The sequence below is a fragment of the Brevibacterium sp. LAARM2_SD2 genome (assembly GCF_057364785.1).
In genome coordinates this window covers 150,807-163,047 of the sequence record NZ_JBNFOM010000001.1, presented here as the reverse complement: position 1 = coordinate 163,047, position 12,241 = coordinate 150,807, and the positions used below count along the sequence as shown (strand labels likewise).

The window sequence follows — 12,241 nt, the reverse complement described above, 5'->3', positions numbered from 1 at the left end:
CCGATTCTCATCGTTCTCGGCCCCGGCCAGCTCCGGTCCTGAGCTCAGCCGGATCAGTTCTTGTCGATGTCCTCGGCTCGGTCGAGCACCTCGGCGAGATCGTTGAGCCATGCCGCATACCCGTCGTAGGTGAAGGCGCGCTTGTCATCCCAGGTGCCGGTCTGCCCGGCCTTGACCGTCGGCAGGCTGAGGTAGATCGGATTCGTCTCGAAGTCGGCCGAGGCGTCGTGGACGAGGAGGACATCGGCGGAGTAATCGCTGATCTTCTCCCACGAGACCTCGGCCCACGAGCTGTCGGCGCCGGGGTCGGGTCCCACGAGGGTCACGCCGTCGTCGGCGAGCATCCGGGCGATGCCGAGGTCCTTCGCGGTGTAGATGATGTCGGCATTGAAGTTCGCGAGGAGCACCGTGAGCCAGTCCTTGTCGGCGGTGACGTCGCGGATGCGCTGCCGTGCCGCATCGAAGTCGCGGCGCTGTGCGGTGATCTCCGCGGAGTCGGTGTCTGCACCGATCGCCTGGGCGACGGCGGCGTACTGGCCGAACATGTCGTCGGGCGTCTGGTCCTGGAGCTTGATCGGGACGAATGGGACGAGCGAGGTGACCTGCTCCCTGAGCTTGTCATCCCACCAGGTCCAGCCGTCGCCGGTCTCGTTGCCGTAGGCGACGACGATGTCGGGCCTTGTCGCGGCCAGCGCCTCGGTGTCGAGCTCCATGTCGGTGCCGACGATCTCGACGCCTGTGGTGTCGAACGACTTCCCCGGGGACTCGTTCTGCCCGAATCCGAAGACCGCGACGGGTGTGATGCCGTACGGCGCGAGCGCGGCCGCGGAGTAGAAGTCCATCGCGATGCGCTCAGCTGGTCTGTCGAGTGAGACGGTGACGCCGTCGTAGCCGGCGGGCGAGTACGAGAAGTTCTTGGCGGACGATTGAGCGGTCCCGGACTCGGATGCCTCGGTGGAGCAGGCGACGAGGGCGAGCGGAGCGAGAGCGGTGAGAGCCAGGAGCTGACGTCGGCGCATGACGACCTTTCGAGAGGGAACGGGAACGAGATCACCGTAGCATCATTGTGGAGAGGCTAACCTAACAAAGATGTTATGCTCGTCGAGTACCAGCCGGATCGCTCCTGCCTGTGCAGGAGGCAGAGGAGAACACGTGTCACGAGCATCCATCGGCGCTTTCGAGGCCACCGTCATCGGCATCGAGGACCTGAGCCCCTCATTCCGCCGCATCACCTTCGGCGGCGACGACTTGGCGGATTTCGGCACCGACGGGCACCCGCGTGATCTGCGGTTCAAGCTCATCATCCCGCCGGGCGGACTGAGCGCTCCGGAGTTCGACCTCCTCGGTTTCTTCGCCGAGCAGGTCGAGGCCGGGAACCCGTGGTACCAGGCGTGGCTGCAGGTCGATGAGGATGTCCGCGGAGCGATGCGCACGTACACCGTCCGCGAGTGGCGCAGCGATGCCCGAGAACTCGTCGTCGACATGGTGCTCCACATCGATGACGACGGCCATTCGGGTCCGGCGGCGACCTGGGCCAAGAACGCTGAGATCGGCCACCGACTGCACATCATCGGGCCGTCCCGTCACCACCAGGGCGCGTACGGCGGCATCGAGTTCGACTGCGGCGACGCCGATCAGATCCTGCTCGCCGGTGACGAGACCGCTGTCCCGGCCATCGCCTCGATCCTGGATTCCCTCAAGGACGCGACCGTCAGCGGCAGGGCTGTCATCGAGGTTCCGAGCGCTGACGACATTCTCGATCTCACGGCGCCCGAGGGCTTCGAGGTCGAATGGCTGCCGCGCGGCGACGCGGACTTCGGCGCGCTTCTCGAGCCGGCAGTGCGGGAGGCCGTGCGTGCAGAGAACAAGGCCCTCGCCGAGGTGGGGGCGTCGGTGTCCGCAGGAGGCGGAGTCGAACTCGAGGATGTCGACATCGACGAGGAGATCCTCTGGGACACGCCTACCCGGCTCACACAGGCTGCGCAGAGCAGTTCGAGTGACACCGAGCGCGGCTCCCGCCCGTTCTATGCGTGGATCGCCGGCGAGGCCGGACCGGTCAAACGACTGCGCCGCTACCTTGTGCAGGAGGTCGGCGTCGACCGCAAACAGGTCGCGTTCATGGGCTACTGGCGACAGGGCAAGGCCGAGGGCTGAGCACCCGGCGACCGGACCGACTGCACCGATCTGAGAATCTGCGGACCGATAGCGCAGCCGGCGCCGACCAGGCAGAGGACGCCGCCGACTGCTGCCAGGGGCGGCGGAACCTCGGCGAGAACAATCCAGGCAAGGACGACGACGATCGCCGGCACGAGCAGACTCGACGAACTCAGCAGGCCGGCAGGGAGCACGCGGATCGCATAACCCCACAGGTTGAACGCGATGGCCGTGGGCACAATGCCCAGGTAGATCACTTGGAGAGTGATGTCGATGGGGGCTGCGGCGACCTCGGTGAGGAGGCTCGGGGTGAAGATCAGGCAGGCGAGGGTGCCGGCGAGAATGCCCAACCACGTCACGGTCACCGAATCCTCGCCGGAGAGGAAGTGCTTCTGCAGGAGCACGCACGCGGCGTAGAGGAGCGCCGCTGAAAGGCTCAGCACAAGACCGCCGATGGTGAAGACTCCGGTGAAGCTCGCGACCGTGATGAGCACGATTCCCGCCAGGGAGACGAAGATGCCGACGAGCAGACGCCACGGCAGCCCCTCACCGAGGACGATGCCGGCGAAAACCTCGATGATGAGCGGGGCGATGTTGACGATCATCGAGGCGGTCCCAGCATCGATCGAATGCTCAGCGGCATTGAGGACGACGACGTAGGCGGCGAACCACGCCACTCCCCAGAGTGCGACGATGAACCATACTCTCGGCGACGAGGGGATGCGGGGCCTGCGGAAGACCATCCAGAGTGAGAGGACCACGGCTGCCGCGATGCAGCGCAGCAGCGCCATCGCGCCCGGGCTGAAATGAGCAGCGGCATCGCGGATGACGACGAATGACGACGCCCAGAACACCATGGTGAGCAATGCGGCGATCCACGGCAACGCAGGAATCCTGTCACTCAGGGACGGTCGCCGTTCAATTCGATTCATTCGCTCTGTTGGACGGTCGGCGTCAGGATTGTGTCTCATAACCTCGATCATTCCGTCTGCGACTGTCCATGAAAAGCGCACACTATTGCACAACTGTGCGCGCTCTCAATACGATCCGAGAATGCACTCGGTGTCGCATCTCCAGTCATTCAAGTCCGTCGCGGTCACGGGTTCAGTGCGGTCGGCCGCTCAGCACCTCGGCCTGTCGCCGTCTGCCGTCAGCCATCATCTCAAGCTTCTCGAGAAGCAGACCGGCCTCACTCTCTTCACGAGACGTGGGCGCAGACTGGGCTTGACGGATACCGGTTCGGCCATCCTCGCTGACATTGACGCCGTGCTCGAATCGACGAGCCGTTTGCAGCAGCGAATCTCTGAGCTGCAGGAGAGCCGCGTCGATCGGCTCTCGATCGCATACTTCGCTTCGGCAGGCACTCGTTGGCTTCCCGAGCTTGTCGCCTACCTCGAGCACCGTTATCCCCATACTGCCGTTCAGCTCAACCTCGCCGAAGGACCATGGACCGAACTCGAATCCGACATCCAGGTCATGATCGCCGAATCCCCGGAGCTCAGCCTTCCCTCCGGGGTCGACAGCAGCTTCCTCATCGAAGATCCGTACGTTGCAGCAGTACCCGAAGACCACCCAATGGCCGCAGCAGACTCGATTTCCCTCAGCGACCTCGCCCAGCTGCCATGGATCGACAACGACACCGGGGGCGGCCCATGCCGGACGATCCTCTTCGACGCATGCGCGCGAGCAGGGGTCCCGGTCCACTTCAAGCACGAGGCCCACAGTTTCCCCACGGCTCTGCATATGGTCAGCCGCGGACTGGGTGTGACGGTTCTTCCCCGCCTCGGAATTGATCCGCTGCCCGCCGGGGTGGCGGTCGTTCCCTTGGCCGATCCCGTTCCGACTCGTTATATCCATGCCATCAGCGATCCCGGGCATCCTCAGCAGGCCCTTCTCGCCGATGCCATCGCGGCTCTGCGCGATCTGGCCAGCGACGACGCAGAACTGGTGCCGGAAAGCCGCAGATGAATAGTCACAGATGAATGAATGTTCACAGATGAATGGTCTGATCGAGGCCGGTTCAATCATCCGAAACGCCGGTACCCGGACTGATCTGAGTCGCTCGGCCCCTCGAGTTGCGATTCCACCGCAATCGACTGTGTGAAGGCAGAGTGGTCCCCTGGCCCGGTCAGCACGGTGGTCGACTCGACCCGTTCGCACCCGACCCGCCCCCACCGGCATCATCAAGGCCGCCCGTGTCGGCGAGGTCGTCGAAGAGAGTGCTCATGATGTCCTCGGCAAGGAACCGGGGATGGAAGATCGGTTCCCGGGCAGGATCGACCGATGCCGGTGGCACCCACGCCGGGCGCCCATTGGTCATCATCCGCATCTCCCACTCCGACCGGTCCATCAGATGATGATGAGCACTGCACGCCAGTGCCAGATTATTGATCTCCGTGCGCCCTCCCCGGGCATGCGGGATCACATGATTGGCATCACACCACCCCGGAGGGGCATCACAGCCCGGGAACGTACACCCCTTGTCACGGGCCGTGACCACTGCGATCTGCTGCTTGTTGGCAAACCTCTTCTCCGTGAGTACCTGCACCGTCTTCGCCTTCTGTGACACCAGATGGAAGAACACCTGCCCGTTCAACCCGCGGGTCTGCAGTTCACTGATCGGGATCGGCGTCTCAACACCGGTGGTGCCCTCCCCGGTGCCGTGGGCCAGGTCCTCAGCCGTCGCAGTTACGACGAGCGCGTAGGGGGTCCCGGCCCCGGCCTGGTCCATGCTGATCCGCGAGACCAGAGTCGCGAACCGTTCATAGATCCACGCCCTCGCCGTGGGCTGCTCAGCAGTCAGATCGACCCGGGACCCGTCAGCACGCACCCCGACACCCACAAGGAACTCACTGTCCTCCGGCGTACCCGGAATCTCACCGGGACTAGTGTTGCTAGTGCCGGCTGCGCCGGTAGAAGTGGTGGTGCTGCCGTCGAAGTTAGTGTTCTGCGGACCGCCAGCGCCGTTGGCATCAGATGAGCCGTCAGGGTTCGTCATTCCGTTGACGCGCGAACCGTTGGGGTCGGCAGTGCCGTTGGGGCCCGAACCGTGCCCGGCGGCTACCTGGCCAACCGTCGGTAGCGGTGCGTCGAACCGGTCACCACGCAACACGGAATCGACAACGTCGAACAGAGACTCCTGACCGTCAATCACGGTGTCATTCCCAGCGTGAACTCCACCGCCATCGGCGGCCGCATCGAAGACACCATCACCAGGATTCCCGCAGGCATCCGAACCATCGGCGTCGGCGCCGGTGGGTACTCCGAAGGCATTACTGTCACTGACGGTGGGGCTGGTGTCCTGGTCTGGGGTGGATTCGGTCGCGGATTTGATCCGTGAGGTCAGCAACCCGTTCAACGCCGCCCCCGCCACGGGGTCGAGGAGACCATTGAGCACCCAGTCACCATTGCGTTTGGGTCGCATCGTCACCGCATAGTCACTGCGCGGTGTCTCCTCGACCGGTTTCTTCCCATCCGGGTCGATATACCCCAGCATCCGGTTAAAGATCGCACGAATATCAGTGACTCGAACCGTCGGAGCATAGCCGACGAGACGTTTTTCCACATCCGCCCGCTGCTCCGGGCTCACCCAGTCGGGGAGGGCGGCCAGGCAGTCATCAATGGTCTTCGCCTGCCCTGCCGACAACGCACCCGCGTGGAGGGCTTCGGAGACTTCGGGACACAAGGGTTTCAGCGCCTGCCCGGCCAGATCCACCCGCCCACCGAGGTTCTTGGCCATCTCGGCCCGCCGATGGGCTTCTGTCCGGGTGAGGTTGAGTCGGTCCTGGATGAGGGACTTCGTGTCCTTCGCCCCCGTCTCCGCCGGTGTCCCCACCCGGTCATAGACGGACAGGGCGAGAATCGACAGAGCTTCCGAGACCCGAGAAAGGGCTTCGGCACCGTCGACGAGGAGGAGTGCCTCGTCGGGGCCCATGGGTTTGTCGAAGGACCGCAGTTGGGCATCGAGAGCCATGAGCGTGGTGATGCCGGTGGTGACTTCCGGGGCGAACGCGGACAGGTCCGCCCACGCGGTGCCGGTGAAGAGAGGGTGCCTGCTCACCCAGGCGGGCACGTCGGTGTCCCCGTCCAACGCGGCAGCGGCCGCAGCGATCTCAGCGATCTCGTCGTCGACGGAATCGTGTTCCTCACCCGAGGGTGTCGATGGATCACTGGCGGCATCAGTGGTGTGGGGGCTGGCTGACTCGTGTGCGGCATCGTCGTCGACGGTGTCGAAGTAGGTGCTCTCCGGCTCGGGGCTGTGGTCTTCGGCGGGTGGGGTGGGGGTGAGGGCGGTGAAGGTGTCGGCGAGGGGGTTTCCGGTGAGGTCGATGCCGGCGTTGGTGAGCTGATCGAACAGGGATTCGGTATCCGGGGTGTCACCAGTGGATGGGGAGGATTCCGGCGTCGAGGACTCGCCCGTGTGCGCACCTGCGGCGTCGTTGCCGGGGGTGGGGTGCTTGCGGTTCGGGGTGAGAGTCATGGTGTCCAGGGGTCCATTCGCCATTGTCCATGTCGTGTGACCTATTATACACCGTTGCGGTGCGTGTCAAGATGTTTCTTTGTTTTTTTGTTCGACTATTTTCCAAGTGTTCTAGGTTCTTCGATTCATAGCGCAAGTTGTGTTGTCTACGTGCCGATGCGTGTCCCGACATCGGTGTCGGGTTGGGTTCGTATGTGTTCCAGGGTGGGTCAACGCTACAGGCCGCTGCTGACACGACCCGAGTACTCGCGCACATACCGTAGACGACCCTGCAGTGCCCAAAGCCGAAGTACGTGTGCATCACAGGCTCATCTTCTGCATCCGGCACGCAGACCTCCACGCGGGCACCCAACCCACCAGTCCCCCGCCTCCGCTCAGAGACCGCCGAGCATCTTCCCCGGATTGAGGATCCCGAGCGGATCGAGCGCGTTCTTCACCGCGAGCTGCATCCTCTGCGCCCCAGCGTCGAGCTCCTCGCCCAGCCAGTCCCTCTTCAGGTATCCGACGCCGTGCTCGCCGGTGATCGTCCCACCGAGCTCGAGGCCGATGCGCATGATCTCCCCGAAGACCTCGAGCGCCTTCGCGGTCTCCGCCTCGTCGGCGGCATCGAAGAACACCGACGGGTGCGTGTTCCCGTCTCCCGCATGCGCGACGAGCGAGATCGTCAGCCCCGACGACTCCCGCAGCGCGTCGAGTCGGTCGCAGAACTCCGGCATCGCCGCCCGCGGCAGACACACGTCGTCGAGCAGCTGGCCCCCGCCATGCGCACCGGCGAACTTCTCGTACGCCGGCTGGATCATCCGCCGTGCGGCGATGAGGTCGGCGGAATCGGCGGGATCATCGGAGTACGCAACGTCGAGGGCACCGCACGCGTGGGCCACCTCGGCGAAATTCGCCATCATCGCCTCCGACTCAGCCGCCGCGAGATCGACCTGCATGATGAGCATCGACCCGGCCTCCCCGTCGAGGCCGAAGTCGCCGTATGCATTGAGCATGGTCAGGCTCGAACCGTCGAGGAACTCGAACAGGCTCGGCACTCCGCCGCCGGCCATGAAGTCGGCGACCGTCTGCAGGCCGCTGCGCTCATCGGGGAACGTCGCGACCGCGGTGAACGGGTCGGGCAGGGCGGGCACGAGCCGCAGGGTCGCCTCGACGATGACGCCGAGCGTGCCCTCGGACCCGATGAAGAGCTGCCGCATATCGAGCCCCGCGACGCCCTTCGCGGTCTGCGGACCGAGCACGCTCAGCGTCCCATCGGCGAGGACCACCGTGAGACTGCGGACATAATCCCTGGTCACGCCGTACTTCACGCAGCACAGGCCACCCGCGTTCGTCGCGATGTTCCCGCCGATCGACGAGATCCCCACCGACCCCGGATCCGCGGGTACGACAGCCCGAACGGCGCGAGGTGGTCCTTGAGGTCCTGGTTGATGATCCCCGGCTGCACGGTGACCGTCCGCTCCGCCTCGCTGACGGCGACGACGTCATTCATCCGCGCCACGCTGAGCAGGATCGCCCCCGGTGAGGCGTTCGCGCCGCCCGAGATCCCCGAGCGCGCCCCCTGCGGGACGACCGGAATCCGATGTTCGGTGGCGAACCGCATGACCTCTTGGACGTCGCTCGCCGAGGTGGCCCTGACCAGGGCGATCGCGCCCTCGGCCGGGCAGAACAGGGCTTCGTCCCGGGCGTGGGCGGCGATGATGTCGGGGTCCGTCGTGAGCACCCCTTCGCCGAGGCGGGACGCGAGCTCGGCCAGGGGCGGGACAGCGACCCTGCGGGAATCACCCGCCGAGGCATTCCCGTCGGCATCCCCGACCGCAGCGCCTGCCGTTCCCATCGTGGGCTCCCCCGCACCCGTGCTTCCGGCCACTGGCGTCGCTGAATTCTGCTCGGTCATCGTCTCGGTCCCTTCACGCGGATGGCGGCCGGCGCCGCCCGTCTTCCCCGTCATCGTCGCATCATCGGCCGTCATCTCGCCGAGGTGGTCCGACGGCAAGTACGGCTCTGTCGTCACCGGAGGGCATCGCGCCATAACCACGAGCCATTCCATTGTCAGAGGCGACCCCGTCCCACCCACCTCGTCACCGGAGGGCATCGCGTCGTCACCGCAGGCAGACCTCGTCGTCACAGAGGCTACCCCGCCACCACCACAGGTCGCCTCCGTCGCCACCGGAAGTCACCGGGGTTCTGAGGAGCCGCCTCGGCGAGCTATGGTCCGCTCACCCTATCGGGCACCGGTGCTGCCCTGAGGACGAGGGTGACGATTCCGGCGGCGACCATCGCCGCGCCGACGACCCACATTCCGGCGTTCTGGGCGCCGGTGAGCTCGGCGAGCCAGCCGGTGATGTACGGGGCGAAGAATCCGGCCGAATTGCCGAGCGAATTGATGAGCGCGAGCCCGGCGGCCGCTCCCGCGCCCGCGAGGAACGTCTGCGGCAGCGGCCAGAACGTCGGCAGCGCCGCGCAGATCGACATCGCCGTGACGGTGACCGCGATCATCGTCGTGAACGGGGAGCTGAGGTAGAGGGCGATGGGGATCGAGATGCCGCCGATGAAGAGCGGGATCGCGACGTGCCACACCCGCTCGCCCGTGCGATCGCCGTGCCGGGACCAGAAGAACATCGACAGCGCCCCGAAGACGTAGGGGATGGCGGTGATGAAGCCGATCTCGACGATCGAGTACTCGGTGCCGAAGGTCTCCTGGAAGCCGGCGATGATCGTCGGAAGGAAGAAGCTGAGCGCGTAGAGACCGTAGACCATGCCGAAGTAGACGAATGACAGCGCCCACACGCGCGGCTGGAGCAGCGAGCGGCGGACCGGGTAGTGGAAGGTCTCGGCCTTGCTGTTCTCCTCGGAGTCCATCCGCGCCTGCAGCCATTCCCGCTCCTCCGGTTCGAGCCACTGCGCATCCCGCGGTCGGTCGGTGAGGTAGAAGAGGCACACGATGCCGAGGATGATCGCGGGCACCCCCTCGATGATGAACATGAACCGCCACCCGGCGAAGTCCTCGAACAGCGCATTGCCGCTCGAGATCAGCCACGACGAGAGCGGGGAGCCGACGACCGAGGAGAGCGGGATCGCGAGCATGAACAGTGCCGTCGCCCGCGCCCGCATCGTCGTCGGGAACCAGTACGTGAGGTAGAGGATGATGCCGGGGAAGAATCCCGCCTCGGCGACGCCGAGGAGGAACCGCAGCGCGTAGAGCCAGAACGCATTGGGTACGAACGCCATGAGCGCGGCGACGAGACCCCAGCTGATGAGGATGCGCGCGAGCCATCGCCGGGCCCCGAAGCGGTGGAGCGCGAGATTCGAGGGCACCTCGAGCAGGAGGTAGCCGAAGAAGAAGATGCCCGCGGCGAATCCGAACTGCGTGGCGCTGAGGGCGAGGTCCTCGGTCATGCCGCCGGGGCCGGCGATGCCGATGTTCGTACGGTCGAGGTAGTTGATGAAGTACATCGCGATGATGAACGGGATGAGTCGGACGATGACCTTGCGCATCGTCCGCTTCTCCAGCGCGGCCTCGGCGGTGGTGGGGGAAGCGTTCGCCGAGGTGGGGCCCGGGTTTCTCCGGTGACCAGGATCGTTCGCCGAGGTGGGGCCCGGGTGCGCGGCCGCACCGTCCCCGGTTCCGGGCTGGTTCGCATCGGTTGCCATGTGATCTCCTCTGATCAGGCGTTGCCGGCTGGTGCGCGGTGTTCACGAGCCGGAGAGTCCCATCGCCCGCGCGGTTGCGCACGTCATCGTCGCCGCGACACCCACATTGGAGACATCGATCCGTGACGCACTCCGGAATGTGGGATCACATTACGCCCGGACCGGTCTCGCGCCTAGGGTTTCGCCGATGTGGTGCCGATTACCGGGACACGGCCGGCTACAGAGGGCAGGCGGCCGTGAGTCCTCACACCGCCACCCGGAGGTGAGTCGTCACCCGACTGCCCGACGGTGAATCCCACCCTGCTGCCCGATTCCAAGTCGCCGCCGCCTACGATGAACCCAACGACCACCGCCGGAGAAGAAGCAGGTGAGATGGCATGCGACCGATGACTGACCTCGACACCGAGACATTGCGCGAGTACTACCGCAACTTCTCCCGCATCGAGGCGGCCGGGACCTCACCGATCTACACGGCGTGGGCGGCAGGGGTCGCCGACGATGACCGGATTCTCGCCCTCCTCCTTGATCTCCCGCGGCCGAAACGTCAGGCGAATCTGCTCTTCGGCGCGGCCAGGCATCTCGGCTCCGGCGAGGGCGACTATGCCGAGCTGCGGCGGTGGCTGCTCGACCACTGGGACGAGACCCGCGCGCTCATGCTCGCCCGCTCGACCCAGACGAACGAGGCCGGGCGCTGTGCCGTGCTGCTGCCGGCGCTCGCGCAGATCAGCGGCCCGCTCTCGCTCATCGAAGTCGGTGCTTCGGCCGGGCTGTGCCTCTACCCGGACCGCTACAGCTACACCTACCGCACGGGTGCCAGTCCGCGCCCGGACGAGCGCGAACCCTCCGGCGCCGACTCCGACGCCGCGCAGAACGCGCGCGAGCCTTCTGGCGCCGCGCAGGACGATCCCAGGGACGGCGAGGCCCGGACAGTCGCCGCTGGGGAATCCACGGCCGCGGAACCCGCTGTCACCCACCTCGATCCCGTCGACGGGCCGAGCACCGTCGACCTGACCTGTGACATCGCGGGGGTTCTGCCGCCGACCCGGCTTCCCGAGGTCATCTGGCGCGCGGGCATCGATCTCAATCCGCTCGACATCACCGACCTCGATGAGCGGGCCTGGCTGCGTTCCCTCATCTGGCCCGAGCACACCGTGCGGCGCGACCGGCTCGAGGCCGCTGCGGCCATCGCCGCCGCGGACCCGCCGAGACTCGTCACCGGCGACCTCACGACGACCGTCGCGGGACTCATCGCCGAGGCACCCGCGGAATCACAGGTCGTCGTGTTCCACAGCGCAGTCCTCGCCTACGTCGACCCGGAGAGCCGGGACGAGTTCGTCGCGATCATGCGGGCCCACCCCGACGTCGTGTGGCTGAGCAACGAGGGCGAGCACGTGCTGCCGGACATCGGCGCACAGCTGGCCGACCACGGCGTCGACGGTGCGGACGGACGCTTCGTCCTCGCCGTCGACGGCGTCGCCACAGCCCTCACCGGCCCTCACGGTCAGAGCTACGAGGCGCTGCCGTCTCCCTGACTCGTGTCGACCATCCACGGGACACCGAACTGGTCGACGCAGGCGCCGAAACCCGGGGACCAGAACGTCGGCCCGAGCGGCATCTGCACCTGCCCGCCCGCCGAGAGCGCCTCGAAGACCTCCGTCGCCGCGTCGACATCGGGCGCGACGAAATTGAGCGCGACTCCGGTCATCGCGCCGCCGTCACCGGTCGGATCGTCGGCGCCCATGATGCGCGAGTCGCCGAAGGACAGTTCGGCGTGCATGACCGAATCCTCGCTCGCGCCGGGCATGCGCGCCTCCGGCGGCGCATCCTTCGACCGTGTGAGCGTCAGCTCACCGCCGAAGATGTCGCGGTACCGCTCGAACGCGGCAGCGCACTGACCGCCGCTGATGAAGACATGGGGAATGACTGGCATTGCTATCCACCTCGCATGATGAG

The 12,241-nt window shown here is 66.1% G+C and carries 9 protein-coding genes and 1 pseudogene; 3 read left to right on the top strand and 7 right to left on the bottom strand.

Annotated elements, in window-relative coordinates; translation table 11 throughout:
- Positions 1-53 precede the first annotated feature (53 nt).
- Entirely contained in the window at positions 54-1,019 is a 966-nt protein-coding gene (locus AC2W7K_RS00735) for an ABC transporter substrate-binding protein (RefSeq protein WP_198500020.1), read from the bottom strand.
- 133 nt (positions 1,020-1,152) lie between these two features.
- Between AC2W7K_RS00735 and AC2W7K_RS00730 the strand changes: the two genes are divergently transcribed.
- On the top strand, positions 1,153-2,154 hold the full coding sequence (locus AC2W7K_RS00730) for a siderophore-interacting protein (RefSeq protein WP_232623769.1): 1,002 nt from the start codon (positions 1,153-1,155) through the stop codon (positions 2,152-2,154).
- Here AC2W7K_RS00730 and AC2W7K_RS00725 read toward each other — a convergent pair.
- Complete coding sequence (locus AC2W7K_RS00725; protein WP_344251457.1) at positions 2,124-3,038, bottom strand: DMT family transporter; 915 nt, start codon at positions 3,036-3,038, stop codon at positions 2,124-2,126. The genes AC2W7K_RS00730 and AC2W7K_RS00725 overlap by 31 nt on opposite strands.
- Before the next feature lie 178 nt (positions 3,039-3,216).
- On the opposite strand from AC2W7K_RS00725, the gene AC2W7K_RS00720 reads away from it, so the two are divergent.
- Positions 3,217-4,122, top strand: a complete 906-nt coding sequence (locus AC2W7K_RS00720) for a LysR family transcriptional regulator (RefSeq protein ID WP_232623770.1) — start codon at positions 3,217-3,219, stop codon at positions 4,120-4,122.
- Positions 4,123-4,282: 160 nt separating this feature from the next.
- Here the strand turns inward: AC2W7K_RS00720 and AC2W7K_RS00715 are convergent, their stop codons facing one another.
- The 4 genes and pseudogenes from AC2W7K_RS00715 to AC2W7K_RS00700 form a co-directional block, all read right to left on the bottom strand.
- Positions 4,283-6,634 carry an HNH endonuclease signature motif containing protein gene (locus AC2W7K_RS00715; RefSeq protein ID WP_198500024.1) on the bottom strand — a complete coding sequence of 784 codons (2,352 nt, stop codon included), beginning with the start codon at positions 6,632-6,634 and terminating at the stop codon, positions 4,283-4,285.
- Between the two features lie 374 nt (positions 6,635-7,008).
- Positions 7,009-7,932 (bottom strand): FAD-binding oxidoreductase, encoded by a 924-nt coding sequence (locus AC2W7K_RS00710; RefSeq protein ID WP_486005677.1) that lies wholly within the window; start codon positions 7,930-7,932, stop codon positions 7,009-7,011.
- Positions 7,933-8,237 (bottom strand): annotated as a pseudogene (locus AC2W7K_RS00705) (FAD-binding oxidoreductase); the annotation flags it as partial.
- 605 nt (positions 8,238-8,842) lie between these two features.
- Positions 8,843-10,288, bottom strand: a complete 1,446-nt coding sequence (locus AC2W7K_RS00700) for an MFS transporter (RefSeq protein WP_232623772.1) — start codon at positions 10,286-10,288, stop codon at positions 8,843-8,845.
- A 386-nt stretch (positions 10,289-10,674) separates the two neighbouring features.
- Here AC2W7K_RS00700 and AC2W7K_RS00695 point away from each other — a divergent pair, with 386 nt between their 5' ends.
- On the top strand, positions 10,675-11,820 hold the full coding sequence (locus AC2W7K_RS00695; protein ID WP_232623773.1) for a DUF2332 domain-containing protein: 1,146 nt from the start codon (positions 10,675-10,677) through the stop codon (positions 11,818-11,820).
- Here the strand turns inward: AC2W7K_RS00695 and AC2W7K_RS00690 are convergent.
- On the bottom strand, positions 11,796-12,218 hold the full coding sequence (locus tag AC2W7K_RS00690) for a VOC family protein (protein WP_198500026.1): 423 nt from the start codon (positions 12,216-12,218) through the stop codon (positions 11,796-11,798). The genes AC2W7K_RS00695 and AC2W7K_RS00690 overlap by 25 nt on opposite strands.
- Positions 12,219-12,241: the final 23 nt, after the last annotated feature.

Bases quoted from the DNA above. Each gene is read 5' to 3' on its own strand.
- AC2W7K_RS00735 (WP_198500020.1), bottom strand. From the start codon at position 1,019: ATGCGCCGACGTCAGCTCCTGGCTCTCACCGCTCTCGCTCCGCTCGCC.
- AC2W7K_RS00715 (WP_198500024.1), bottom strand. From the start codon at position 6,634: ATGACTCTCACCCCGAACCGCAAGCACCCCACCCCCGGCAACGACGCC.
- AC2W7K_RS00700 (WP_232623772.1), bottom strand. From the start codon at position 10,288: ATGGCAACCGATGCGAACCAGCCCGGAACCGGGGACGGTGCGGCCGCG.
- AC2W7K_RS00695 (WP_232623773.1), top strand. From the start codon at position 10,675: ATGACTGACCTCGACACCGAGACATTGCGCGAGTACTACCGCAACTTC.
- AC2W7K_RS00690 (WP_198500026.1), bottom strand. From the start codon at position 12,218: ATGCCAGTCATTCCCCATGTCTTCATCAGCGGCGGTCAGTGCGCTGCC.